The following is a 24,980-nucleotide window of genomic DNA, read 5'->3' as shown; positions in this document are numbered from 1 at the left end:
CGAGGAGTCCACAAGGATCATGCCCGTCATGCGGTAGTAGCGTCTACAAGTCGACGACGCTCGAAATCATCGAGGGCTGCTTCAAGAACACGTCCAAGTAAGCCACGTCAGCCGATCCGCGCGATCGGCTGGACATTGAACTCAGGGTCGATGTCGCGGTACGAGAGCACGGGCACCTGTGGCAGTTCGGCCCGGATGAGCTCGCGCAGTCTCCGGCGTGCAGCGACCCGGGTGAGGATTCCGGGCACCAGCGCTGTTGGTGGCAAGAATCGCATTTCCTCCATGATGAGGCCGATCAGATCGTCACGTTCGGCCTCCGAGTAAGGTGTGGGATCACTCAGCCGGACCTCGATCTGTGATGCCAGCAGGTACACCACCAGGGTCTTGGCACTGCCTGCGAACTTGGACGAGACAGCGGGTGCAAAGGCCATGCGCACGGCCTCCACGGAGGACACCAGCCCGGTGTTCCCCAGCTCCGGAGCGTCGGGCAGCCCTGGCCGGTAGGACGCTGGTGCGATGACCACACGCTCGTCCACCCAGGCGGGCATTGTCGGCGCGCGATACAGCGATCCGACGATACCGGTCAGATCACGTACGTTGACGCCCTCCGACACAAGGTCCCGCATGACGGGTGTGAGTGCGTCCGCCCCGCCCAGCGACGCAGCCATCGCGGCGGCGGTGTCGGCCAGTGTGCCGAGCTGGCATTCGACGACGTCACGGCTGAGCAGCGCGCACGCATGGCGCCGGACCTGTGCCGCGGCCACCAGGATGACAGTGCCCAACACCGTCCACGTCGTGTGGCCGGCCGCCTCGAGCAAGGCCATATGCCTGGTGGCGACCACGGCGGCAGGCTGCCCGGTCGAGGGGTTCGTAACCGGCTTGGCGTCCACGTCAATTGCCTTGAGTCTCCCCGCGGTGTCGTTTACCAAGGCTGTGCCGGGGCGGATCCCAGGTTGTGTGTTCAGCCGGCAGTCGTTGATCTTCACGGTGGAGTGGTACGGCGGAAGACTCTCGTCGAGGTCGACGCGCGGCCGTCCGAGCACGACCCCGAGTTCCACGAACACTCCTTCGGCCAGCCACGCGGTATCCGCGCTTACCTGCTCCTCATCCTTGTTGATCTCGATATGCGTCAGCTGATCGACCATGATGGTCAAGGGTGCGCTCGCCTCGCACATGGCATCCTCGAATGCCCGGCCGGCCTGGTCGTCGGACCACATGGCCGTGGTAATGGCCAACCGGTCGGGGCGCACACGATGGCGAACGAGTGAGCGCAGTGTGGCGGCGAACGCCTCCGGTGGCCGACTCGTCGTCCCACCCCACCCGGACCACAGCGCCGCGATCACCGCCGGGGTGAGCAACAGCTCCGGGCTTGTGTCCACCGCGTCGGCGAGCCGGGCGTGCAACGACTGGTCGAGCGATGCGAAGTAGCGTCGTTCGACCATGCGGCACCGGCGTCCATTGATGTGCATCAGGAGCCGCTCCGCGGTACTGATAGCCACCTCTACCCGTGGCGAGAGCGGCAGGGCGAGGTCGGTGACCAGTCGCTGTACGGTGCTTCGCACCGCGGCCTCGATCGGTGCTGTCCCGGATGGATCCGCGGTTGCCGGCAACCCGATCTCGACTGTGATCGTGTCGGCGGATTCGGCTTCGCCGGTGGCGCGGCTTTCCCTCATGACAGATCCTTGGCATCCGTCGATGTCACTGTGCGGCCGACCGTACGTCGGCCGAGGAGCTCGGCATCCGCGATGACGTGCAGCCAGGGAAATTCGGTTCTGACCAGGAGCCGTAGATAGCGGCGCACCAGCGGATCCGTGGTGAGCAGAGTTCGCCGCTCATCCGGTCGGCGATCCTCGAATTCCTGGCGGAGCACATCGAGAACCGTGTACGCGTCCCGTGCGTCGAGTACGAGGATGTGCTGGTCACCCGCATCGACGAGAGCGGATCGCAGAATCCGTTCGAGGTCATCGCCGAGGCGCACCAGTTCACCGCGGGGCGAGTTCCCCGGCAACTGCGGCCGGACGCCCGGCAGCACGCGGAGACTCTGAATCGCCTCGTCGATGTTCTCGCCCCGGTCCCGGGCCCCCCGGTACGCATCAAGCAGAACCTCCATCGCCACCACCGGCACCCCGTCGTCGAGCATGGCCCGCACGACCGTGGTGAAGCCGGCCAGCAACGGGAGATCCGCGACCGGGTCGAGCGGGTCCGCCCAGCGTTCCTCGAGCGTCGCGGCGATGTCCGCCTCGCGGAGCCACGAGGTGTCCGCCAGCACCGCCCGGTGGAGATGGCGCAGAGTGAAGTCGTACGGGCTCAACGCGCCCTCGGGCGCGGCAGCGTCGTCTGTGGTCGCGACCCATGCGCCGGATGCGCCGTCCAGCGGGTCCCGCGCGGCACCGCCGGACCGGACGAAGACCGCGCCCGGCACGGTGATCCCCAGGATGCGGCGACCCTCGTTGATCACGATGACGTAGTGGCCGGGATCCAGTTCGTCATTGCCCCGGTACCGAACGGGTGGCAGCCACACACCGACGGTCGCCTGGATCTCACCACGCACGTCGTTCGTCCGCGCCACCAGCCCTGCCGTATCGCCTTGCAGGGCTCTGGAGAGTTCGACCACGACCGGGGTGACGACGCTGGCCAGGGAATCGGCGTCGCCCCCCGCGTCACGCCGCCCCAACCCGCGGAGCCAGAGGTCGAGTTGAGCGAGTTCGCTCTCCAGATCGGACTTTTCCGTGCAGTGGTCCAAGCCGCGGCGAACCACTTCGATCGCCTTCCGCGCTCCGGCGGCCGAGTCCAATTTCTTCCGCCATGCCCCGGCGAGGTTGGTGTAGTACACCGGCCTGGTCGGGTCCTGTCCGATGGCTGCCTCGTATCTGTCGATCGCGGAGTCGAAGTCCCCCTCGGTGTAGTGCCGGTTGGCGATGTCGTTGTGCAACTGCGCGGCGGCCTCGGCGTCGGTGTCGCCGTAGGTGTTCCGAAGCCTGTCGAAATCGAGATAGGCGAGCGTAGCCACGGGATGGTCGGTGTGGGCGTCGACATGGGCGAGATGGAAGGCGTCGACGGTCTCGCCGCGGGTGTCGAGCTCCTCCGCGAGCCTGACCATGGCCCGGCCGGACGCCCGGTCTTCGAGGCCGTCCCACCAGGCCCGTGCCGGATTGCTTGCCGCGCCGTAGCCGATGCGGTTCTTCAACTGGCCAAGGCGTCGTACGATCCGGTCGGCCGCCCATGCCGAGGTGTCGGTGAAGCTGGGCGACCTGGTGTCGTACGGCCAGCGGGTCGCGGCGTTGCCGTCGGACCAGGGCTCCTCGCCCGCCGGCGCGGACTTCGTGCGCTGGTAGTCGAGGAAGCACAGGATCGCCTGGATATTGGCCGTGCCCCCGCCGAGCCACGCGTCGTGGTAGTCGGTGAGCGAGGCGCCCTCCCGCAGCGCGATCTCCTCCGCCAGGTGCAGGGCTCGGTCGAGCCGTGAGTTGTCGGGGCTGGTAAGCCGCCGCCAGAACGCCCGTACCTCGGGTGCGGCCGACGGCCAGTCGAGCTGGTACAGCACCGCCTGCAGCCGCAGGAGGATCCGCCAGGGCGGCCAGCCCTCCACCCTGGACACCCAGGTGATCTGCGGCTGTTCGGTAGACCGCGCCACGTCGAGCGCGCGGAAGGCGTACTCGATCCCTTCGGCCCCGCGCAGGGAGATCGCGTCGACGAACTGCGCGAGCGTGGCCGGGACCGACTGCACGCATTCGGCGATGACCAGCATGTCGCGCAGGCCGTTCGCCCCGGTCAAGCCGCGGCGTCGCTCGGCCTGGTGCCACCATCGGCGGACGTGATCCGGCGCGTTCGCGAAGCCGATGCGCCGCAGGCCGTCGTCGAGGAACACCCGCATGCCCTTGTCGTCGAGACCATGCGCGTCGAAGGCATGAGCCGCCTCCTTCGCGCGATCGCCGTCGAGGAACGCTTCAAGCTGGACATCCTGTGTCGCGGTGTCGGCGAGCCACGCGTCGCGCTGCTCCGCCGACGCGTCGGCGGCTTGCCTGGGCTCCTCGGGATGCAGGACCCGGATCGCCCACAGCTCGTGATACAGCACCTCGATCGAACGGTGGGCGCTCCGCTCGAAGCGCGCCCGCGCGTCCGCGAGGGTGAGCCCGAGCTCGACCATGGTCTTGCCGAGCAGGAAGGTGATCGTCGAGTGGTCGCCGGTGACGTCGGACCACCAGCGCTGGTCGTCGTCGGTGCCGGCGCGGGCCATCCGGTCCACCCGCAGGATCATCTCGTTGGTGTCCCTGCTCCGGCCGGCCGGCCGTCGGCGGGGCCGCCGACGAGCGAGCAGCGCGTTGCTCTGCTCCTCCTCCCGGCAGACCTGTTCGCTCAGCACCGTCGCCCACTCCGGCGGTAGCTCCGCGTCCACCCTGGGCACCGATGCGCCGAGCGAGGTGAGCAGAGCACGGGCGAGGACGAGCCCGTCCCGGTAGACGAACGGCGGACCGTCGCAGGCGGCACGCTCGTACGCCTTGCGCGCGGCGGAGACCGCCTCCCCGATGTCCCCTCGCCTGCGGGCGCACTCCGCGTGAATCCGGTGGGCATCGGAAGCGGTGAGCCGGTAGCGGCCCTTTGGATCAAGGCGGAAGTACTGGTCGACGAGGTCGGCCGCGGCCTGCACGCTGTCCTGGTCGAGCCGGATCTGCGCGAGCGTGGTGAGGGCGAAGCACTGTACGACCACGTACTCGATGCCCCGCGCGGTGCTCAGCGCCGTGGCGAGGTCGTCGTACGCCTCGTCCAGCTCCTCCGGCGTGCCGGCGCCGGCCCGGTACTTCGCCACACCCCTGGTCAGATACTCCCAAGCGAGCTGGTTGTGCCCCTCCGACGCGTCCGTGCCCAGCTCGGTCAGGTAGTCGAGCAGCTGCAGCGCTTCGGCGGGCCGGTTCGCGTACAGAAGCCCCTCGGCCGCCGTCTGCTTGCGCCACCGTTCGGAGTCGAAGTGGCCCATGGGGGAGTCGAGTCGAGCGAGACCCTCTGGTGCCTCGCCACGCAGCGCGAGGACGATGCCGATCCACAGGTCGATCGGCCCCACCATGCCGAACGCGCCGGCCCGCACGCTCATCCAGCGCAGCCGGCGGAGCTCGATCTCCGTCTCATAGAGCCGCCCCTCGTAGAGCGACACCCAGGTGCGGCTGTGGTGGAAACCCAGGAACATGAAGACATCGCCGAGGCGCAGTGCGATCGCGCCGCTCCAGCGGAGCAGCACATCGCCGAGCCCGTCCCGGTCGAATCCGCCGTCGCCCATCTGGACCAGGAGATCGGCGAGTGCGCCGGTCGCGATCGCCTGCTGGCGCCGGGACGTCAGCGGCGGCAGCTGGTACAGATCTCCCAGGGGCAGCAACCGACGCAGGAGGTCCAGCAGTTCGCGGGTGGCGCCCTGTGTTTCGAGGGGATACCAGAGCCGGTAGTAGAAGAGCTCCCAGGCACGGTCGAACTGCTCCGCACCGGCATACATCCCGTACACCTTGATGGCGCGCCGCAGATGGTGCAGATCCAGCGGGCGCTGCGGATCGGGAATCGCGGTCAGTTCCGACAGCGCGTGGCCGAGGAACCGCTCGCGTCCGGTCCCGGTGTCGGTGAGCGCCTCCCACATCTGCCCCCGCACGACGGGATGCACGTCGTACTCCCAGGTGTCCTCCTCCCTCACCCGGCCGATGAGGCCGCGTTTGATCAGGTGGTCGAGTACTTCGTCGACGCGGTCCGGCTCGGCCCACCGGCCCCCGTCATCGGCGATCGAGCCGAACCGCAGCGCCTCCGCGACCTCCCGGTGCAGCATGGGCCGACCGCTCATGGTCAGTACGAACAGCGCCTCGAGCCGGTCCTCTCCCAGGTCGCGCACGGAGGTGCCGATGATGTACGCCCGTGCCCGCGCGGGCGGGCCCTCGGGGTCGAAATCGCGGTGCGCGGCGCGCCAGGGCGTCCAGCCCCCGCTCTCGGCGACCTCCCGGGCCAGCACACCGACGGTGAGCGGATGGTCGCCGCACAGATCGAACAGCGCGTCCAGCACATCGTCGGACGGGCTGTCCTGGACGATGCTGTCCCACAGTTCGTACGTCTCGTCCCGGTTGAGTCCTTCGACGTCGTGGAACTCCGCCACCGCGCGCGCGTCCTGTCCATTCCTGGGCTCGAGTTCGGTGGGGCGGAGCCGGGTGGTGATGAGCACCTTCGTACCGTTGCCGGTCCCGGCCAGACGGCGCAGGAACTCACCGTCGCGCGGGTCGGACATGCTGCGCTGTGCGGGGGACGCGAAGACGAAGTCGTCGGCGGCACGCGCACCTTCCTCGTCGATCGCCCGGTCGGCGGCGCGTGTGTAGGCCGCCATCAGGCGCTCCAAGCCGTCGATCACCAGCACGAAGCGCTCACGCGCCAGCGCCTGAAGAAGCTCCTCCTCGACCCAGGTGCGCGGCATGGACCGGACCGTGGCCTCCTCCTTGCCCCCGCAGAAGACCAGGGCTCGGCGCAGGAAGGCCTCGAAGTCGAAGCCCTTGTCGTAGAAACTGCACCAGAAGGCGCCGCGATAGCCGCTGTTGTGCCATTCGGCCAGGACGCGGTTGATCCACTGCCATGCGATCGCGGTCTTGCCCCCGCCGCCGAGCGCGCAGAGGCAGAGGACGGCCCTCCCTTCCGGGTCGGACGCCCACTGCTCCAGCGCGCGCAGATCGTCCTCGCGCCCGATGAACTCGTCCGTCAGCGAATAGTGGTGAACACACTCGAAGTTGGCCCGTCGACGGTAGGTGTCGAGGTCCGTGTCCTGCTCATGACCGACCGCCCGGCGGCGGTGCCGGGCACGGAGACGCTCCAGCGATGCTACGAGCTCGTCCCATTGCTCGCGTTCGTGCTCGGGCAGCACGTGGACGGCGCGATGAGCGAGCCGGACCGCCGCGTCGAGATGATCGGGCATCGCGACCTGGCGCAGCAGCGCGTCGGCGAATACCCGGTCCGAGGCGAAGTCCCGCGCGGCGTGGTAGGCGCGTGAGACATGCGCAAGGTCGTCCCGGCGGCCTTCCTCCTCGGCCCTTTCGGCGCTCAGCGCGCTGTGTTCGGCCGTGTCGTCGGCGTCGCCTTGGGTGTCCGGGCCTTCACCACTGTCCCTGTTCGCCGGCTGGGCCTGCCGTGCCTCGTCCGGGCCGGCCAGCCGAAGGCTCGTACGCAGCCGGGTGCGGTCGTCGGCGGTGCTCAGCAGCGAGCGGGCCTGGCGCAGCAGTTCGCGGAAGAGTGTGGTGGGGAAGCCCTCGACGGGGTCCTGCGGCTGAGTCATGGCCTACCCCTCGGGGCCGGGTGGTACGGCGGCGAGCCGGAATCCGATCCAATCCGCGCGGGCGTCCCGGTCCTCGCCGAAGCGCGCGGAGACGCGCAGATCCATCGGGAAGGAGCGGAATCCGCCGCCCTTGACCACATGCCCGTGCGTGTATTCGGCCACCACGGGGTTGACGTCGGTGGTCTCGGCCTCGCTGTGCCCGACGAAGCCGTCGCGGCAGCGCTCTGCGACGTTGCCGGCCATGTCCCAGATCCGATAGGGGCCGGTGGGAAACAGCATCACCGGGCAGATACCGACGTTCGACCGGCGGCAGTTCGCCCGGTCGTCGAGCCAGTCGTCCCCCCACGGGAACCGCTTCGCACGGGGCTCCGTCTGGACTGTCGGGCCCCGGGCCGCCTTCTCCCACTGTGCCTCGGTGGGGAGTGCCGCAACATGGCCTTCGGGGACGGGTCCGCATCGGGAGAGCCACCGTGCATATGCGGTCGCCTCCCAGAAGGAGACGCCGGTCACCGGACGGTTGGTGTGGACACGCTGGGCCTCCCAGCCGAGTGGCGCTACGGCGTCTTCGCGGTCACGCCACGCGCATCCTTCCCCGTCCCACCATCTGCTGTCGCGCTGGCCTCCGTCGGCGAGGAAACGTGCGTACTCGCCGACGGTCACCGGCCACCGCTGGATCAGGTACCGGTCGAGCCGGATCGTCTTCGCCGGTCGTTCGTGGTCCCAGGCCTCGAGGTCGTCCGACCCGCGGATGAATGCCCCGGCCGGTATCTCCGCCCAGCGCTCCGGCACTTCGAAGTCGCTGTCGAGGACCCTGCAGAATCCTGCGGCGATACGGCGCCGGTCCGGGAGCGGGAGAGACGCCAACACCGTCTTGATGTCCCTCTGTACGGCGTGTACGGGTGCGAGCAGGTCCGCCTTCCGCTCTTCGGGCAGGAAAGAGTCGACCTCGTCGAGCGCCACCGTCACGGCCGCGAGCCTCGGTGCCCACGCGATCCATGTGTCCCGGCTCGCAGCGTCGCTGCCGGGCGGGATCCTGGGCGGTCGTAGGAGTGCAGTGAAGAAGGCGGGCAGCCGGTCGGGATCACTGCGTGCACGGATGCCTGCCGCCAGTGCGATGGTCTCCACCCAGGCGGCATCGGCGAGATGCTCGGCCAGCTCATGCGGTCGGGTCGCGAAGTAACCGGCCGCGAGAAACTCCTGGAACGTCTGATGCACAAAGGCGACGGTGCAGTCGAAAGGCGAGGGTTTCTTGATCGCGAGCAGGCCCGTGTGCAGAACAAGGCTGTCGAGGAGGGATCTGACGGAACCGGCCGGCTCCGCGGCGGCGAATCGCTCGGCGAGAATTCGGTGTGCGGCGTCGATGTGCAGGTAACCGGTCGACGAGGTGGGTCGGGAGCGTTCTCGCTGCAAAGCGACCGCCATTGCTTCGAGATGACCGCGCAACATCGTCGGTGAGATGCCCAGCTTTCGCACCGCTGGCTTGGCCAGGACGTTTTCGATGAAAGCCTCGTACAGAGGAACGCGCTGATGCGGGATCGGTCCACTCGCGATCTGCACGAGCATCACGGCGAACTGCGGATTCGTGGCGAGCTTGGCGAGGCCGCTGGAGTCCCGGATGGCATCGTCGATGAATCGCCGCGCCCGCTCCGGGTCTGACGTCCGGACCCCCGCACACCACTTCTGGAGGTACTGGTCCCTCTTGTCCTCGGTCATCGGCAGCAAGCGCACCCGGGTGGCGTTGGGGAGCGCGTCCGCCCATGCCTGTGGACGGGAACTGATGACGACATGCACCGCACTGGGCGAGAGCATGCGGTGGAGCACCTGGATCGCCTCGACCAGGCCGACGCGTGCGTCCGCGTCCGGGATTTCGTCGAGACCGTCGAAGACCACGATCAGATCGCCGTCGTCGAGCAGCCTCCGGGTCTGTTCGGGCTGGAGGTTCAGTACACGGGCAAGTGCCTTGGTCCAGCTGTCACCGATGTTCCTCGGACTCACTGCGCGGCCGCTGCCGGACCCGCTCAACGATTCGAGAGCGTCCACCGCCGGCATCCAGACCGGCAGGCGTGCACGTGGCCCGGAAACCGCCGGTGCGGTGCCCGCCGTCCGCTGCTGCTCCAGACGCTTCTTGACGAGGCACATCGTCAGCCACCTCAAGAACGTGGACTTGCCGGAACCCGCATCGCCGATGACGAGGGCGACCTTCGCCTGGAGCAGGTCCTCGGCGGTCACGGTGCCGTGCCCGTCGCCGGGACTGAGGTCCAGCGGCAGGTAGACGCGCTCGAGGGCCACGGACTGGTCCTCGGACGACAGTGGAACCGTCACCCCCGCGTGCTTGTCTCGAAGCAGTTTCAGATACCCGCGTTCCCAGCCGGGTCGTGGCCGGGGACCGGAACCGCGCGGCGGCCGTGGCAGGACCGGGAGGCCGTCCGGTTCGCCCACTCCGAGGTACTCCCACCACTGTCTCGCCCTGTCCGGATCGATGATGGCGTTGACCGGTGCGACGGTGAGAGCCGATTCTCCCTCAGGCGTGTGATGCTCGATGACGACCCCGACGGCATGCTGAGGGCCGCCCGGGCTGCCGGTGAAGACGACGGCACCGGACATCCCCTCCCATGCCGAGTCACCGAGCGGCCGTGGGGCGTCGTTCACCCGCAGGGCCAGCCTGCCGGCGCGCTGTTTCCCTCCGGGGGAGATCTCGCCGTGGACATGCCACGTGTCCCTGGAGCTGCCTTCAGGCAGAACCTGACCGGCCTGACCGAACCGCGGGAAGCCGACGGCCCAGCAGCCCGTGACCGCCTCGGGGCTGTCCCGGTTCACCTGGGCGAAGGAGACCGCAGGCGTATCGGGTACCTCGGGATCGTCGATCACCAGGAGGGCGAGATCCTCGTCGGAGCTCCGGTCGCAGACGAGCAGGGCCGTCGCCATGTACTCGACACCGTCGATGTCGCGCACCAACAGCTGTTCATCACAGCTGAGCTCCTGCCGGTAGTCGAGATTGTGCGCGGCGGTCAGTACCAGGTGACCGCCGATGAGATAGCCCGAACCGGCGCTCCACCGAGGCAGCGATGGTGGAGTGTCCGGGCCACGGTCATAGAGCACCTCGACTGCCCGGCCAGTCCCGGTGTCGTACGCGTCGTCCATGGAGCTGCGCCGGCTCAAGGCTTCCCGGCGGAACCATGGTGAATCTTGACCGGCAGGCCGTCCGGACCCACAGGCGCACCCAGGGTCACCGTTACGGTCTGAATCTCCTCCCGCGCGTAGCCGCCCGCGCCGCCCAACTCCACCACCCAGAACTTCACCCCGGCGCTTCCCTCGGCAGTCCGGGTCACTGCCACATGGAACTCCAGCTGTACCCCCGTCACCGGGAACTGGAACCCGGACCCCGCCCCCGCGGCCGCCGCTCGGGCCAACTCGGCGCGCAGCGCCTCCACCGTCTCCGCCAGTCCCAGTGCATCCATCGCGCGCGGCCCCCCTGCACTAGACGATCGTGCCTGGAACACTTACCGACACGACGGCCCTGATCACTGCTCGGACTCAATGGACCGACTATCCCACCAAGGACCCTTTGATCGTGCTGAAGTTGGCGAAACAAGTGAACTGCTGCCGGCAGGGAACCCTCTGGTCCCACTCGCCGTCCAGGGAGAGCAGCATCACTGGTGGGACGCCGTCCGGGGCGATTCCGCGCGCCCACCTCACCACCACTCTCGACTGCCCGGCTCAGCCATGGACGGATGCCCTCCAGGTAACCGGCAGGCCGACAATGCGCCTGTCAGACAAGGGCGCGGGAACCGGGCTGGGAATGCTGGACATGGGCCTGGCTGCCTGAGGCGTGGTGGAACTTCACGAGGTGCCCGCGCCTCGAAGTGATCCACTCTGTCGCGGAAAACGAGTTGCAGGTGTTGGCGTCTGTCACCAGGTCTAATCAGACTCTTGCTGACCCTGCTGACGAGTAATCAGGTTGCTGGGCCCCGCCGGGGCAGGTGAGGTTGGCTCTTGGTGGGCTCGAGCGCTTGAGGGAGGGCGACGTGCCAAAGGGTGTCGAGCGGTGTGCTCACCCGTAGGGCGTCGGCGCCGGCAAGGGGCGCCCCGAAAAGGTCATCTCTGTCGCCGAGCCCCCCGTGGAGGAGGTGGATCGGAAACTGCGAGCATGTCCAGGTCGCTGGTGGTACACGCTCTGTCCCCATTGTGACCAGCAGGAACGGATGCAGTTGTCCCAGACGGCCGTGAGTCGGCCCGGAGGACGTCCAGGTCGGCCGGCGCGGGCCGACCTGGACGTCATGATCAGACGAGGTCGAACCGGTCGAGGTTCATCACCTTGTCCCACGCCGCGACGAAGTCGTTCACGAACTTCTCCTTCGCGTCATCGCTCGCGTAGACCTCCGCGAGCGCGCGCAGCTCGGAGTTCGACCCGAAGACGAGGTCGGCACGGCTGCCGGTCCACTTGACCTCGCCCGTGCCGGCGTCGCGACCCTCGAACGTGCTCGCGTCCTCGGACGTCGCCTTCCACGTCGTACCCAGGTCGAGCAGGTTGGCGAAGAAGTCGTTGGTCAGGGACCCGGGGGTCGTGGTGAAGACGCCGAGCGGCGAGCCCTGGTAGTTCGCGCCCAGGACACGGAGGCCACCGACGAGGACCGTCAGCTCGGGGGCGCTCAGGTTCAGCAGGTTCGCCCGGTCGGTCAACAGGTACTCGGCCGGCAGTCGGTTGCCCTTCCCGAGGTAGTTGCGGAACCCGTCGGCGGTCGGCTCGAGCGCGGCGAACGACTCCACGTCCGTCTGCTCCTGCGACGCGTCCACGCGGCCCGGCGTGAAGGGGACCTCGACGTCGAAGCCGGCGTCCTTGGCGGCCTTCTCCACGGCGGCAGCACCGCCGAGCACGATCAGGTCGGCCAGCGAGACCTGCTTGCCGCCGGTCTGGGCCGCGTTGAAGGACTCCTGGACGCCCTCCAGGGTGCGCAGCACCGTCGCCAGCTGGTCGGGGTCGTTGACCTCCCACCCGCTCTGCGGCTGGAGGCGGATGCGCGCACCGTTGGCGCCGCCGCGCTTGTCGCTGCCGCGGAAGGACGAGGCCGACGCCCACGCGGTGGACACGAGCTGGGACACCGACAGGTCCTGGCTGAGGATCTGGCTCTTGAGGGAGGCGATGTCCTCGGCGCCGACGAGCTCGTGTGTCACGGCGGGGAGGGGGTCCTGCCACAGCAGCGTCTCGGCCGGGACCTCAGGGCCGAGGTAGCGCACGATCGGGCCCATGTCACGGTGAGTCAGCTTGAACCACGCCCGGGCGAAGGCGTCCGCGAACTCGTCCGGGTTCTCGAGGAAGCGCCGCGAGATCTGCTCGTAGGCCGGGTCGAACCGGAGCGAGAGGTCGGTCGTCAGCATCGTCGGGGCGTGGCTCTTCGACGCGTCGTGGGCGTCAGGGACGGTGCCCGCCCCGGCGCCGTCCTTCGGCCGCCACTGGTGCGCGCCGGCGGGGCTCTTGAACAGCTCCCATTCGTGGCCGAACAGGATCTCGAAGAAGCTGTTGTCCCACGCGATCGGGGTGTTCGTCCAGATACCCTCGAGACCGCTGGTGATCGTGTCGCCACCCTTGCCGGTGCCGTAGGCGTTCTTCCAGCCGAGGCCCTGCTCCTCAATCGAGGCGGCCTCGGGGTCGGCGCCCACGTTGTCCGCAGGGCCCGCACCGTGGGTCTTGCCGAAGGTGTGACCGCCCGCGATCAGGGCGACCGTCTCCTCGTCGTTCATCGCCATCCGGCGGAACGTCTCACGGATGTCGCGGGCCGCGGCGAGCGGGTCCGGGTTGCCGTTCGGGCCCTCCGGGTTGACGTAGATGAGGCCCATCTGGACCGCGCCGAGGGGGTTCTCCAGCTCCCGGTCGCCGCTGTAGCGCTCGTCGCCGAGCCAGGTGCTCTCGGGACCCCAGTAGACGTCCTCGTCGGGCTCCCAGACGTCCGCACGACCGCCGCCGAAGCCGAAGGTCTCGAAGCCCATCGACTCCAGGGCGACGTTGCCCGCGAGGATCATGAGGTCGGCCCACGAGAGACTCTGGCCGTACTTCTTCTTGACCGGCCAAAGCAGGCGGCGGGCCTTGTCGAGGTTCCCGTTGTCCGGCCAGCTGTTGAGGGGGGCGAAGCGCTGCTGGCCGGCCCCGGCGCCGCCGCGGCCGTCGCTGATCCGGTAGGTGCCCGCGCTGTGCCACGCCATCCGGATCATGAACGGGCCGTAGTGGCCGAAGTCGGCCGGCCACCAGTCCTGCGAGGTCGTCAGCACCCCCGCGATGTCCTGCTTCACGGCTGTGAGGTCGAGGGTCTTGAACGCCTCGGCGTAGTCGAACTCCTCGCCGAGGGGGTTGGCCACGGCGGGGTTCTTGGCGAGGATCTTCAGATTGAGCCGCTCCGGCCACCACTGGCGGTTTCCGCCGCCCTGAGTCGGGTGCGGGGCGCGCCCGTGCGCGACCGGGCAGCCACCTCCGCCCTCCGTCTTCGCGTCTACGACGATTGCATCATGGTTCTCAGACATGGGAATCCTTCCGGACTGGGCGGATCACGTTGCTCAGGTACTGCGGGCGGTGGAGCAGTCGGGGCACAGGCCCCAGTAGGTGACCTCGGCCTCGTCGGTGGAGAAGCCGTGGTCGTCGGACACGGTCAGGCAGGGGGCCTCGCCGACCGCTCAGTCGACGTCAGCGACGACACGGCGCGTCCCTCGAACCGGGCCTGGCTGCCAGCCGGTTCGAGGCGGCGTACTGGAGTCTTCCTGTCCCTTGGCTATCGCCGGAACTGATCCTACAATGGACAGAGTCCAGGTCAACAAGCACGCCAAACTCGTATTCAATCGGAACCCGGACGTCCACCGGTAAACTTCGGGTATCCCGCCGAACCTGAATAGGTGAACCGATATGAGTGACTTGCTTGCGCGACTGCGAGGGCGTGGCTGGCGGATGACCTCCCAGCGGCGTGTCGTTGCGGAGGTCCTCGACGGCGACCACGTGCATCTCACGGCCGACGAGGTGCACGCCCGTGCGGCACGGCGGCTGCCCGAGATCTCCCGCGCGACCGTCTACAACGCCCTGGGTGAACTGGTCTCCCTCGGTGAGGTCATAGAGGTCTCCACCGACGGCCGTGCCAAGCGCTACGACCCCAACGCACACCACCCGCACCAGCACCTGGTGTGCTCCAACTGCGGCACCATCCGCGATGTCCACCCGACCGGCAATCCGCTGGCCGGCCTCCCGGCCGAGGAACGGTTCGGCTTCACGGTGTCCGAGGTCGAGGTCACTTACCGCGGGCTCTGCCCATCCTGCGCCTAGTAGGGCTTTGTTAGGTGGGTCTTGTCGCGTTGGGTGTCTGGTAGTTCGCTGTTGGTATGAGGGTCGGGGAACTCGCTTCGTGTCGTGTCCGGTTGGAGGAGTTCGGTGGGGAGGTGTTCGCGCCGCTGGTGCGGCGGGATCAGCGTGAGAAGGGTGCCCTGTATCTGCGGGGGCTGCTGCTGGACGGCCGGCGTAAGTCGATGCAGCCGATGGCCGGGCGCCTGGGGGTGGACCACCAGCAGCTTCAGCAGTTCATCACGTCCTCCACCTGGGCCTTTGACGCGGTGCGGGCCCGGTTGGCGTGGCGGGCCGTGCGGGTGGTCCGTCCTCAGGCGTGGGTGGTGGACGACACCGGGTTCCCGAAGGACGGCATCTCGTCGCCCGGGGTGGCCCGGCAGTACTCGGGCACCCTGGGCAAGGTCGGTAACTGCCAGATCGGCGTCAGCGTCCACGCCGCTTCCGACACCGCCTCGTGTCCGCTGTCCTGGCGTTTGTTCCTTCCCGAGAGCTGGGACACGCCAGAAGCGGCCAGCCGTCGGGAACGCTGTCGCATCCCTGATGACGAGCATCACCGCCCGAAGTGGCAGCTGGCGCTGGAGATGCTCGACGACCTGGCCGGCACCGGGCTGAAGCCGGCGGTGCTGGTCGCGGACACCGGATACGGCGCCAACGCCGACTTCCGCCGCGGCCTGGAAGACCGCGGCCTGGCCTACGTCCTGCAGGCCAAGGCCGAAATGACCGCCCACAGTGAGGATGCCGAACCCCACCAGCCTGCCTATGGCGGCCTGGGGCCCAGGCCCCTTCCGCGTTACCGCACCCGCCCGGTGTCCTTACGGGATCACGTGCTGGCCGCCGGACGACGCCAGGGACGAACCCTGACCTGGCGCAGGGGCTCCAAAGCCGCGATGAGCTCGCACTTCGTTCTTGTGAGGATCCGTCTCGCGGGGCGGCGGCCCAAGCCCGCCACCGACGGCACGATCCCGCTGACCTGGCTCATCGCCCAGTGGCCCGAAGGCGAGGACGAGCCGGTCAAGTACTGGATCTCGAACCTGCCCGCAGACATCCCCGCCCGCGACCTTGTCCGCATCGCGAAACTGCGGTGGCGCATCGAGCACGACTACCGCGAGCTGAAGACCACCCTCGGCCTCGACCACTTCGAGGGCCGCTCGTTCACCGGCTGGCACCGGCACGTCACCCTCGTCACCGCCGCCCACCTGTTCCTGACCGAACAGCGGACCTGCCCAAAAGCCCCTGCCAGGGCCTGACCCTCTACCAGGCCCTGGATCTCCTCCAACACCTCCTGGCCACCTGGACCGGCACCTGCCCCACCTGCCGACAACCCACCCCCTGGCAGCCCTACGACACCACCTAACAAAGCCCTACTAGGCCGTGTCCGCAGAGTCCCGAGCCTGGCCATTCGCGACGGAACAGGCCGTCGAGCAGTGCCGATGGCCTTGAACTGCGTGACGGTCGCCTCGATCGGAAGCTCGGTGTGGCGGTTGATGCCCTCGTGCAACGCGAGCAGTAGCAGGCTCGATGGGCGTGACGTGTCGGACGGTGCGGAAGGCGGTGGACCTCTGGCCGGAGCCGCGCAAGAGGCTCCCGCCCCGGGGCCACCACCTTGGACTGTGCCGACGCCTGCTCCGACCGGCGTGACGTAGCTCCCGCCGGTGGGAGATCGACGCCACCGCTAGTGATCGGTACCGTCCACGGGAACAGCGGATGCCGATCCCGGCAGCCAAAATGACATCGCCACCTTGAGGGCGCGCGCCCGCAACACGACAGGGGACATTGATGTTCCGCAAGGTATTGGTCGCCAACCGGGGCGAGATCGCGATCCGCGCTTTCCGCGCGGCGTTCGAGCTCGGCATCTCCACCGTGGCCGTGTTCCCGTACGAGGACCGCAACTCGCTCCACCGGGCAAAAGCCGACGAGGCCTACCAGATCGGCGAAAAGGGCCACCCGGTGCGGGCCTATCTCTCGGTCGACGAGGTGATCAAGGCCGCGCGCAAGGCTGGTGCCGACGCCATCTACCCCGGATACGGCTTCCTGTCGGAGAACCCCGACCTCGCCGCCGCGTGCGCCGAGGCCGGGATCACCTTTGTCGGGCCCCCCGCCTCCGTACTGCTCCTCACGGGCAACAAGTCCCGCGCGGTGGCGGCCGCTCGAGAGGCCGGCGTTCCGGTACTGAAGTCGTCGGAGCCGTCCACGGACGTGGACACGCTGGTCGGCGCCGCCGACTCCATCGGGTTCCCGGTGTTCGTCAAGGCCGTCGCCGGCGGCGGCGGGCGAGGAATGCGGCGCGTCGCCGAGCCCACCGAGCTGCGGGAAGCGATCGACGCGGCGATGCGAGAGGCGGAGTCGGCGTTCGGAGACGCCACCGTCTTCCTGGAGCAGGCCGTCCTCAACCCGCGCCATATCGAAGTGCAGATCCTCGCCGACGCCCACGGGAATGTCGTCCACCTGTACGAGCGGGACTGTTCGCTGCAGCGGCGCCACCAGAAGGTCGTCGAGATCGCGCCCGCTCCGAATCTCGACCCGGAGCTGCGCGCGCGCATCTGCGCCGACGCCGTCGCGTTCGCGAGGCACATCGGGTACGTCAACGCGGGCACCGTGGAGTTCCTGGTCGACGAGCGCGGCAACCATGTCTTCATCGAGATGAACCCCCGTATCCAGGTGGAGCACACGGTCACCGAGCAGGTCACCGGACGGGACCTGGTGATCGGGCAGCTGCGGATCGCCGCGGGAAGGACGCTTCCGGAACTGAACCTGACGCAGGACGACATCGTCCTCACGGGCACGGCCCTGCAGTGCCGTATCACCACTGAGGATCCCGCCAACGGTTTCCGCCCCGACACCGGCACCATCTCCGCCTACCGTTCCCCGGGCGGCCCCGGTGTACGGCTCGACGGCGGCACCGTCCACACCGGCGCCGAAGTGTCCGCCCACTTCGACTCGATGCTGGTCAAGCTGACCTGCCACGGCCACGACTTCGCCAACGCCGCCCGTCGCGCACGGCGTGCGATCGCCGAGTTCCGTATCCGCGGAGTCGCCACCAACCTGCCCTTCCTCGGCGCCGTGCTCGACCACCCCGGATTCCGCGAGGGCCGTATCACGACGAGCTTCATCGCCGAGCATCCGGAGCTGATCCGGGTGCGCCCCTCGGCCGACCGCGGAAGCCGCATGCTCACCTATCTCGCCGAAACGACCGTCAACCGTCCCCACGGCCCGCGTCCCCAGGTCATCGACCCGGCCGCCAAGCTCCCTCCCGCCTCACTGGGCACAGCGCCCGCCGAAGGCTCCCGGCAGCGCCTCGCGGCACTCGGGCCTGAGGCGTTCGCAGCGGAGCTGCGTGCGCAGCGGGCCGTCGCGGTGACGGACACGACCTTCCGCGACGCGCACCAGTCCCTGCTGGCCACCCGGGTGAGGACGCGCGATCTGCTGGCCGTCGCCCCGTATGTCGCCCGCACAACACCGGAGCTGCTGAGCCTGGAGTGCTGGGGCGGCGCCACCTACGACGTGGCCCTGCGCTTCCTCGCCGAGGATCCCTGGGAGCGGCTCGCGGCCCTGCGGGAGGCGGTGCCCAACATCTGTACGCAGATGCTGCTTCGTGGGCGCAACACCGTCGGCTACACGCCCTACCCCGTCGAGGTGACCGAGGCCTTCGTCGCCGAGGCGGCGGCGACCGGAATGGACATCTTCCGGATCTTCGACGCGCTCAACGACGTCTCGCAGATGCGTCCCGCCATCGATGCCGTACGGTCCACCGGCACCGCGCTGGCCGAGGTCGCCCTGTGCTACACCGCGGACCTGTCGGACCCGGCCGAACAGCTGTACACGCTCGACTACTACCTGCGCCTCGCGGAGCAGATTGTCGAGGCCGGCGCGCACGTACTGGCCATCAAGGACATGGCCGGCCTGCTGCGCCCGCCCGCCGCCCGCACCCTTGTGACCGCACTGCGCGAGCGCTTCGACCTTCCGGTGCATCTGCACACCCATGACACGGCGGGCGGCCAGCTCGCGACACTGATCGCCGCGATCGACGCGGGCGTCGACGCCGTCGACGCCGCCGTCGCCTCGATGGCGGGCACCACCAGCCAGCCGTCCCTGTCGGCGCTCGTCGCGGCTACCGACCACACCGAGCGCGCGACCGGGCTCTCACTCGACGCGGTCGGGGGACTCGAGCCGTACTGGGAAGCCATGCGCAAGGTCTACGCGCCCTTCGAGTCGGGGCTCGCCTCGCCCACCGGGCGCGTCTACCACCACGAGATCCCCGGCGGACAGCTGTCGAACCTGCGTCAGCAGGCCATCGCGCTCGGCCTCGGCGACCGCTTCGAGCTGATCGAGGACTGCTACGCGGCCGCCGACCGGATGCTGGGCCGGCTGGTCAAGGTGACCCCCTCCTCGAAGGTGGTGGGAGACCTCGCCCTGCACCTGGTCGGAGCCGGGGTCCAAGCGGCCGACTTCGAGTCCGACCCCGGCAAGTTCGACGTACCGGACTCGGTGGTCGGATTCCTGCGCGGCGAGCTGGGCGACCCGCCCGGCGGCTGGCCCGAGCCGTTCCGTACGCGCGCCCTCCAGGGCCGCCCCGCGCCGGCCGAGGCCCCGACCTTGTCGGACGAGGACCGCCAGGGACTGAGCCGGGACCGGCGGGCGACGCTGAACCGGTTGCTGTTCCCCGGCCCGACCAAGGAATTCGATGCCCACCGCGAGGCCTACGGTGACACGTCCGTACTGCCCACGCAGGACTTCTTCTACGGCTTGGAGCCGGACACCGAGCACACGGTCACCCTGGGTGCCGGTGTCACGCTGCTGATCGAGCTGGAGGCGATCTCCGAGGCCGACGAGCGGGGCTTCCGTACGGTGCTGGCCACGCTCAACGGCCAGCTGCGCCCGGTGGCGGTGCGGGACAAGTCCGTCGCCACTGAGGTCAAGGCCGCGGAGAAGGCCGAGCGCGGCAACGACCGGCATGTCCCCGCGCCGTTCGCGGGCGTCGTGACGCTCCAGGTGGAGGAGGGCTCTTCGGTGTCGGTGGGTCAGACGGTGGCCACCATCGAGGCGATGAAGATGGAGGCCTCCATTACCGCCCAGTGCGCGGGCACGGTCGCGCGGCTGGCGATCGGAAAGATCCAGCAGGTCGAGGCAGGCGATCTGCTCATCGAGATCGGCTGACGCCTGCTTCCTGCGGGCGTACGCGGCCGGCCCGGGTGAGGTTCCTGGGCCGGCCCCGTACGTACTGGAGTCGGTCGGCCGTCAGACTTCGGCATCGTGGATGAGCATCGCGATCTGGACGCGGTTGTTCAGCTCGAGCTCGCGACGTCGGTGCGGCCCGGCTCAGCCCACGATCAGGCGCCTGAACTCGGCTCAGTGACGCCGAGGAAGATGCCGCCTGGCGTGTTGAGATCGTCGTTGTAGAGGTGGAATGCGCGGAGCGACCTGGCGACCTCTCGCTGGGAGATGAAGGCGTCGCCGTCAAGGTCCAGCCGCTGGAAGATGATCGTGGCGTCAGCGCTGGAAATCTCGCAGAAGGCCAGGTACCGGGCGAACTCGTCCCTGCTGATCCGCTTGTCGCCGTCGACGTCCAGGACATTGAAGATGGCCTGGGCAATGTCCTCCAGCAGGTGGGACGCGTTCGTGTCATAACCTGCAGCGCGGTGCGCCTGGACGAACTCGTCCTGGGACAGACGGTCCTGCCCGGGGTTCGCCTGCGTCAGAAGTCCCAGCCATTGCGCCCAGTACGCCTTCTCCAGTGACTTGATCCTGTCGTCGCTCTCCGCCAACGCATAGCCGGTCATGTACTTGTCCACGATCCGCTGGTAGTCACCCCACGTGACGAAGCCGTCTTCGTCGGTGTCCAGGACAGAGAAGAGCCGCCGGAGTCGACGGGTGATCGGATCGAACGTCGCCATGCGTTCCGTGTCCTTCCGATAGAGCTGATTGACGATGGTGCTTGCACACGGCGATGACGCTGGTCCATGCCTGCTGCATGCTGTCCGCCCTTCTCGAGAACGAACTTCGATGTATTAGACGTCCATAGGCCGCCGGAGGTTCACCGCCGCGCGTCTTCCGCTGTACCTGTCAGTGAGCGAAGGGGGGCGATACTGGTAGGAGTCTGTGATCAGGTGACCGGTAATCGAGGGCTTGCGCCGCTTCCGATTACCGTGAGTATCTGTCAGGGCGGCCTCGGGTAGGCCTTTGTACTGCGGTGTCGGGATCGATGCCTCGGTGCCGTAGTCGCGCGTGGACCCTCTCCCACCGCTCAGCAGGCAGCTTCCACCCGATCACCGATCCGGTGTCGCTTGCGGAGAAGGAGACTCCTGATCCCGTCGGCCCCCAGATCTCTGCGGAGATGGTGTGCGGCACGAGGGTGATGAACCATTCGCGCTGCCGTTCGTCCGTCAGGTCCAGGACTACGGCGGTCTCCCCTTCCCGAGCCCCCGTCGCGTCGACGATGGCGGTGAGGGCGGCCTGGGCATCCGAGGGCCAGGGGAGGTCGGATATGAGATCAATATCCGTCGAAGCCGCGTCAGGTGCCATTTCCCGGATCACCTCTTCGACCACTGTCCGTGCTGTTTCGGGGGCGGTGCCTTCCAGAAGGAGGAGGTCAAGCGGACGTGGCCTCTGGCCACTGCGGTTTCCAAAGGGCCATGCGAATTCGGTGAGTGCGCGCGTGAGTGAGCTTTTGGCGGACATCGGGCTGCTGTCTCCTCCGGTGAGGTTCTGCGCGGATCGTTTCATCGGGTGTGGTCGCCGGGGGCGTACTTCTTCCAGGCCCCTCCGGCTTGGGCGGCGACGGCCTCGGTGTGGACAGTGTGGTAGCCGAGCATGCCCGCGACGACCGATGGCGGTGCCTGAAGGACGAGTTGCCGCAGGGTGGCGGTCCGGCCGTGGAGGGTGGGGACTCCTGCGGTGGTCAGTCGCTTGCCGAGGGTGGCGGGGTCGTGAGGGCTGCGATCCGGGTGCAGTGGCCGGCCGACCGTCGAGTCCCACCCACCGCTTCCAGCCACCTACGCGGGGTGCTCCTGGGCCCGGGTGTTCGGGCACCGCACGGCGAGGGCCGCGATGTCGTCGTTGAGCCTTCCGCCGCTGTAGTGGAGCAGGTCCCGGTGAAGCCCGTCGAGCAGCTCCCGGGGCGGCGCCGGGCCCTGCCGCCGCATCCAGTCCGGCAGCGGGAAGAACTCGCCGGTGCGGTCCCGGGTCTCCGTTACGCCATCGGTGTAGAGCAGCAGCTGGTCGCCCGGAGCGAAGGCGACGGTGTCGACGAAGTAGCGGTCTCCGATGAGCGTGGCGAGGTTGAGGGGCGGCGAGGGGGCGGTGGGCTCCAGGACGCGGATCCCCCCTCGGTGCACGAGTAGCGGCGGGGGGTGCCCGCAGTTGAGAAGTCTGACGTGGCCGCCGCCGTGCGGAATCTCGGCGAGAAGAGCGGTAGCAAAGCGCTCCGGCAGGTCCTGGGCGGGGAACGCAGCGCTGTAGCGGGTGATGCTGGTCTCCAGGCGATGGACGATGCCCCGCAGGTCGGGCTCGTCGAACGCGGCCTCCCTGAAGCAGCTGATCACCGCCGCGGCCGCCCCCACCGCGGGCAGGCCCTTGCCTCGTACGTCGCCGATGAGCAGCCGGACCCCGTACGGTGTGTCGGCCGCCTCGTAGAAGTCCCCGCCGATCCGGGCCTGCTCTTGGGCCGCCAGATACAGCGACTCGATCTCGACGTCCGCGATGCGGCGCGGCAGGGGGCGCAGCAGCACCTTCTGGGCTGCGTCGGCGATGAGCCGGACGTGGAAGAGTGTCTCCTCCCGCTGGAGCCGGACATGGCTTGCGTATGCGGCCGCCAAGGTGACCGCGACGATCGCAGCCGCGGTGTATGGCGTCCCCAGGTCGGTGTAGACGAAGCTGAGTCCGATCATGACCAGCAGGCAGAACGTCCCCAGCAGGATCGTGGGGAGCACAGGCCACATCGCGGCGGCGAGGGCGGGTGCGGCGGGCAGGAGGCGGCTGAAGGCGATCTCCCTCGGTGTGGAGAACGCCAGGCCGGCGATGAGGACGGTGAGGATCACCGGTGACAGCAGGGCAGCTTCCCACCGGCCGCCGTAGGGAGGACGGCGGCGCCGCAGCCGCCCGGGCGTGATCACAAAGTGCATCATATTCGGTGCGAAGCAGGCCGTTACGTACTTCGAGGACCCAGCGGCTGGGCTTCGACGTCGGCGTTGCGTTTCTCGGCGAATCGGTCCGCAGGAAGCCGTCCGACTCCTGATCGACGGTCCCGTCAGACCGCAGGATCGTGTACGAGCACCCATCCGCCCCGCCATGCCACGTGACGAAAAGGCTTTCCACGCTCTGTAAGGCGAGGCCGCTGGTGACCGGCCCGGCTCGGTACCCTAGGACGGGTGCCGGAGGAGCCGGGAGGACGGCAGCAGGCGGAGACGTAGCGTCGTGGCCTGGGCCTGGCGGTCGGCAAGCTCCGCGTAGGTGCGGCTCCAATCGCGCTGGGCCTGCACCAGGTCGGACGGGGCGAGGTGTGAGCCATGGCCGATATTCAATCATGTGTTCGATTTGTAGCGGTTCAAGCCTCGCTGCGCTCGGCGTTGCCGAGCCGGTGTCCTTGCCACTGAATCTTGAGCGTGTGCCGGCGAACCTTGATGGGCGCGAGTCCGTGTCAGCGAAGCTTGAGTGGCGCAGATGAGACACGATGGCGCCGGGTGGCACCGCTTGGTGCCATCCGGCGCCGCCCGGTGCCATTCCGCGCTCCCAGAAGCACATGAGCATGCATGGCGCCACAATCGCTCAGGTCGACCCCTTCAAGTTTCCGCTCTTCAGGACGGCCTCCCTTGAGCCCGCCCCACACAAGGCGCCACCTGGACTTGCACATAACGCCATCATGGTGCCATGGTGGCGTCATGGACCTCACCCCGTATGTCGACACCCTCCGCCGCGAACTCGCGGTGGCCGCCGAAGCCGGCGGCGACGAAGCCCGCGAGCTGGCCGCGAGGCTCACCGCTCCCCTGGAGTCGGCGACCCGGCTGACCATGCTCAACGTGCTCTCCGCCGCGATGGACGAGATCACCCGCGAGCTCGCCCCCGGCTCGATCGACGTACGGCTGCGCGGGCTCGACCCCGACTTCGTGGTGACACTGCCGCCCACCGGCGGCGGTGCCCCCGCGGAGCCCGCCGCGCCCGTCGAACCGCCCAAGACCCCGGCCCCGGCCGACGGCGACGAGGGCGGCACCGCCCGCGTCAACCTGCGCCTGCCGGCCCACCTCAAGGCCCGCGCCGAGGAGGCCGCGAGCCGCGAGGGCCTGTCGGTCAACGCGTGGCTGGTGCGCGCCGTGTCGGCCGCGGTCGACGGCGGCACCCGGCCGCGTACGACGGAGAAGACCCAAACCATCGGGCAGAGCTACACGGGCTGGGTGCGCTAGCCGCGCCCCCGCCCCACCACTTCACCCACACCACGTCCCACCAGCGGGGACGCCCTAAAGACCCAAGAGGACGGGACAGCCATGCCTTCTTTCGACACTCCCGAACCGATCTCGGCCACGGCGCACGTGGAGGCCGGTTCCATCCGGTTCACCGCGGGCGACCGCCTCGACACCGTCGTCGAGGTGCGGCCCCGCGACCCGAAGCGGGACCAGGACGTACGGGCGGCCGACCAGACCGAGGTCACGTACGCGAGCGGCGTCCTGACCGTCAGGACGCCCAAGCAGCGCTATCTCGTCGGGCGCACCGGCACCGTCGTTGTGACGGTCGAACTGCCCACGGGCTCGCGCGTCGACATGACGGGCGCCTGGGCCCAGGTGCTCGGCGAGGGCCGGCTCGGCGAGGTCCGGGTAAAGACCTCGTCCGGTGACGTCCGCCTCGACACGACCGGGCCGCTCCAGCTGACCGCCTCCCACGGCTCGATCACCGTCGACCGGATCGAGGGCATGGCCGAGATCACCACCAGCTCCGGCAGCCTGCGCGTCGGCACCGTCGAGGGTCCCGCCGTCCTGAAGAACTCACACGGCACCACGACCGTCGGCACCGCGACCGGCGACCTGCGGGTGAGCGGCGCCAACGGCGACATCGACATCGCGCGCGCCGAGGGCTCGGTCGTTGCCACCACCGCCCATGGCACCCTGCGCGTCGCCGAAGTCGCCCGCGGCACCGTCCAGTTGGAGACCTCCTACGGCGCTATCGAGGTCGGCATCCGCGAGGGCACCGCCGCCTGGCTCGACGTCAGCTCCGGCCACGGGCAGGTGCGCAACACACTCGCCGCCTCCGAGACCCCGGAGAAGACCGAGGACACCGTCGAGGTCCACGCCCGGACCCGCTACGGCAACATCGACGTGCGCCGCGCCCGGGCCTGAGCACCGGCCCCGCGAACTCGCCCACTCCACCCCCAGTCCCTTCAGCCTTCGAACGGAG

13 protein-coding genes and 1 pseudogene are annotated in these 24,980 nt (G+C 68.8%); 5 read left to right on the top strand and 9 right to left on the bottom strand.

Translation table 11 applies throughout. The annotated features are described in order from the left end of the window. Nucleotides 1–107: 107 nt before the first annotated feature. From QFZ67_RS04165 to QFZ67_RS04140, 6 genes and pseudogenes are all read right to left on the bottom strand, one after another. The gene (locus QFZ67_RS04165; RefSeq protein ID WP_307659722.1) at nt 108–1,673 is read right to left on the bottom strand and encodes an FHIPEP family type III secretion protein; all 1,566 of its coding nucleotides are present in this window, start codon (nt 1,671–1,673) and stop codon (nt 108–110) included. Continuing rightward, on the bottom strand, nt 1,670–7,285 hold the full coding sequence (locus QFZ67_RS04160) for an FHIPEP family type III secretion protein (RefSeq protein ID WP_307659721.1): 5,616 nt from the start codon (nt 7,283–7,285) through the stop codon (nt 1,670–1,672). Before QFZ67_RS04160 ends, QFZ67_RS04165 begins: the two co-directional genes overlap by 4 nt. 3 nt (nt 7,286–7,288) lie before the next feature. After that, entirely contained in the window at nt 7,289–10,444 is a 3,156-nt protein-coding gene (locus QFZ67_RS04155; RefSeq protein WP_307659720.1) for an SUMF1/EgtB/PvdO family nonheme iron enzyme, read from the bottom strand. Further along, nucleotides 10,441–10,743 carry a trypco2 family protein gene (locus QFZ67_RS04150; RefSeq protein ID WP_307659719.1) on the bottom strand — a complete coding sequence of 101 codons (303 nt, stop codon included), beginning with the start codon at nt 10,741–10,743 and terminating at the stop codon, nt 10,441–10,443. Before QFZ67_RS04150 ends, QFZ67_RS04155 begins: the two co-directional genes overlap by 4 nt. An 823-nt stretch (nt 10,744–11,566) precedes the next feature. Further along, entirely contained in the window at nt 11,567–13,798 is a 2,232-nt protein-coding gene (gene katG / locus QFZ67_RS04145) for a catalase/peroxidase HPI (RefSeq protein WP_307659718.1), read from the bottom strand. Nucleotides 13,799–13,831: 33 nt separating this feature from the next. Beyond that, a pseudogene (locus QFZ67_RS04140) lies at nt 13,832–14,022 on the bottom strand (transcriptional repressor); the annotation flags it as partial. Between the two features lie 152 nt (nt 14,023–14,174). Between QFZ67_RS04140 and QFZ67_RS04135 the strand changes: the two are divergent. The 3 genes from QFZ67_RS04135 (at nt 14,175) to QFZ67_RS04125 (ending at nt 19,757) form a co-directional block, all read left to right on the top strand. Then, on the top strand, nt 14,175–14,585 hold the full coding sequence (locus tag QFZ67_RS04135; protein ID WP_307659717.1) for a Fur family transcriptional regulator: 411 nt from the start codon (nt 14,175–14,177) through the stop codon (nt 14,583–14,585). A 56-nt stretch (nt 14,586–14,641) separates the two neighbouring features. Then, the gene (locus QFZ67_RS04130; protein ID WP_307659208.1) at nt 14,642–15,850 is read left to right on the top strand and encodes an IS701 family transposase; all 1,209 of its coding nucleotides are present in this window, start codon (nt 14,642–14,644) and stop codon (nt 15,848–15,850) included. Nucleotides 15,851–16,379: 529 nt separating this feature from the next. Further along, nucleotides 16,380–19,757 carry a pyruvate carboxylase gene (locus tag QFZ67_RS04125; RefSeq protein WP_307659716.1) on the top strand — a complete coding sequence of 1,126 codons (3,378 nt, stop codon included), beginning with the start codon at nt 16,380–16,382 and terminating at the stop codon, nt 19,755–19,757. Nucleotides 19,758–19,930: 173 nt separating this feature from the next. Here QFZ67_RS04125 and QFZ67_RS04120 read toward each other — a convergent pair whose 3' ends face one another. The 3 genes from QFZ67_RS04120 to QFZ67_RS04110 form a co-directional block, all read right to left on the bottom strand. Next, nucleotides 19,931–20,494 carry an EF-hand domain-containing protein gene (locus QFZ67_RS04120; protein WP_307659715.1) on the bottom strand — a complete coding sequence of 188 codons (564 nt, stop codon included), beginning with the start codon at nt 20,492–20,494 and terminating at the stop codon, nt 19,931–19,933. Nucleotides 20,495–21,319: 825 nt separating this feature from the next. Then, complete coding sequence (locus QFZ67_RS04115) at nt 21,320–21,592, bottom strand: hypothetical protein (protein ID WP_307659714.1); 273 nt, start codon at nt 21,590–21,592, stop codon at nt 21,320–21,322. Beyond that, the gene (locus QFZ67_RS04110) at nt 21,593–22,711 is read right to left on the bottom strand and encodes a PP2C family protein-serine/threonine phosphatase (protein ID WP_307659713.1); all 1,119 of its coding nucleotides are present in this window, start codon (nt 22,709–22,711) and stop codon (nt 21,593–21,595) included. A gap of 765 nt (nt 22,712–23,476) precedes the next feature. Here QFZ67_RS04110 and QFZ67_RS04105 point away from each other — a divergent pair. Both QFZ67_RS04105 and QFZ67_RS04100 read left to right on the top strand, forming a co-directional pair. After that, a complete protein-coding gene (locus QFZ67_RS04105; protein WP_307659712.1) occupies nt 23,477–23,995 on the top strand; it encodes a toxin-antitoxin system HicB family antitoxin in 519 nt (172 codons plus the stop codon). A gap of 81 nt (nt 23,996–24,076) precedes the next feature. Beyond that, entirely contained in the window at nt 24,077–24,922 is an 846-nt protein-coding gene (locus QFZ67_RS04100; RefSeq protein ID WP_307659711.1) for a DUF4097 family beta strand repeat-containing protein, read from the top strand. Nucleotides 24,923–24,980 lie beyond the last annotated feature (58 nt).

The sequence above is a fragment of the Streptomyces sp. V1I1 genome (genome assembly GCF_030817355.1).
Classification (GTDB): Bacteria; Actinomycetota; Actinomycetes; order Streptomycetales; family Streptomycetaceae; genus Streptomyces.
Note: the sequence above shows the minus strand (reverse complement) of the source record. Positions and strands in the feature narration are given on the sequence as shown.

Excerpts from the sequence above, each read along its gene's own strand:
- QFZ67_RS04125 (WP_307659716.1), top strand. The coding sequence starts at position 16,380 with ATGTTCCGCAAGGTATTGGTCGCCAACCGGGGCGAGATCGCGATCCGC.
- QFZ67_RS04160 (WP_307659721.1), bottom strand. The coding sequence starts at position 7,285 with ATGACTCAGCCGCAGGACCCCGTCGAGGGCTTCCCCACCACACTCTTC.
- katG (WP_307659718.1), bottom strand. The coding sequence starts at position 13,798 with ATGTCTGAGAACCATGATGCAATCGTCGTAGACGCGAAGACGGAGGGC.
- QFZ67_RS04150 (WP_307659719.1), bottom strand. The coding sequence starts at position 10,743 with ATGGATGCACTGGGACTGGCGGAGACGGTGGAGGCGCTGCGCGCCGAG.
- QFZ67_RS04165 (WP_307659722.1), bottom strand. The coding sequence starts at position 1,673 with ATGAGGGAAAGCCGCGCCACCGGCGAAGCCGAATCCGCCGACACGATC.
- QFZ67_RS04120 (WP_307659715.1), bottom strand. The coding sequence starts at position 20,494 with ATGGCGACGTTCGATCCGATCACCCGTCGACTCCGGCGGCTCTTCTCT.
- QFZ67_RS04135 (WP_307659717.1), top strand. The coding sequence starts at position 14,175 with ATGAGTGACTTGCTTGCGCGACTGCGAGGGCGTGGCTGGCGGATGACC.
- QFZ67_RS04100 (WP_307659711.1), top strand. The coding sequence starts at position 24,077 with ATGCCTTCTTTCGACACTCCCGAACCGATCTCGGCCACGGCGCACGTG.
- QFZ67_RS04130 (WP_307659208.1), top strand. The coding sequence starts at position 14,642 with ATGAGGGTCGGGGAACTCGCTTCGTGTCGTGTCCGGTTGGAGGAGTTC.
- QFZ67_RS04105 (WP_307659712.1), top strand. The coding sequence starts at position 23,477 with ATGGACCTCACCCCGTATGTCGACACCCTCCGCCGCGAACTCGCGGTG.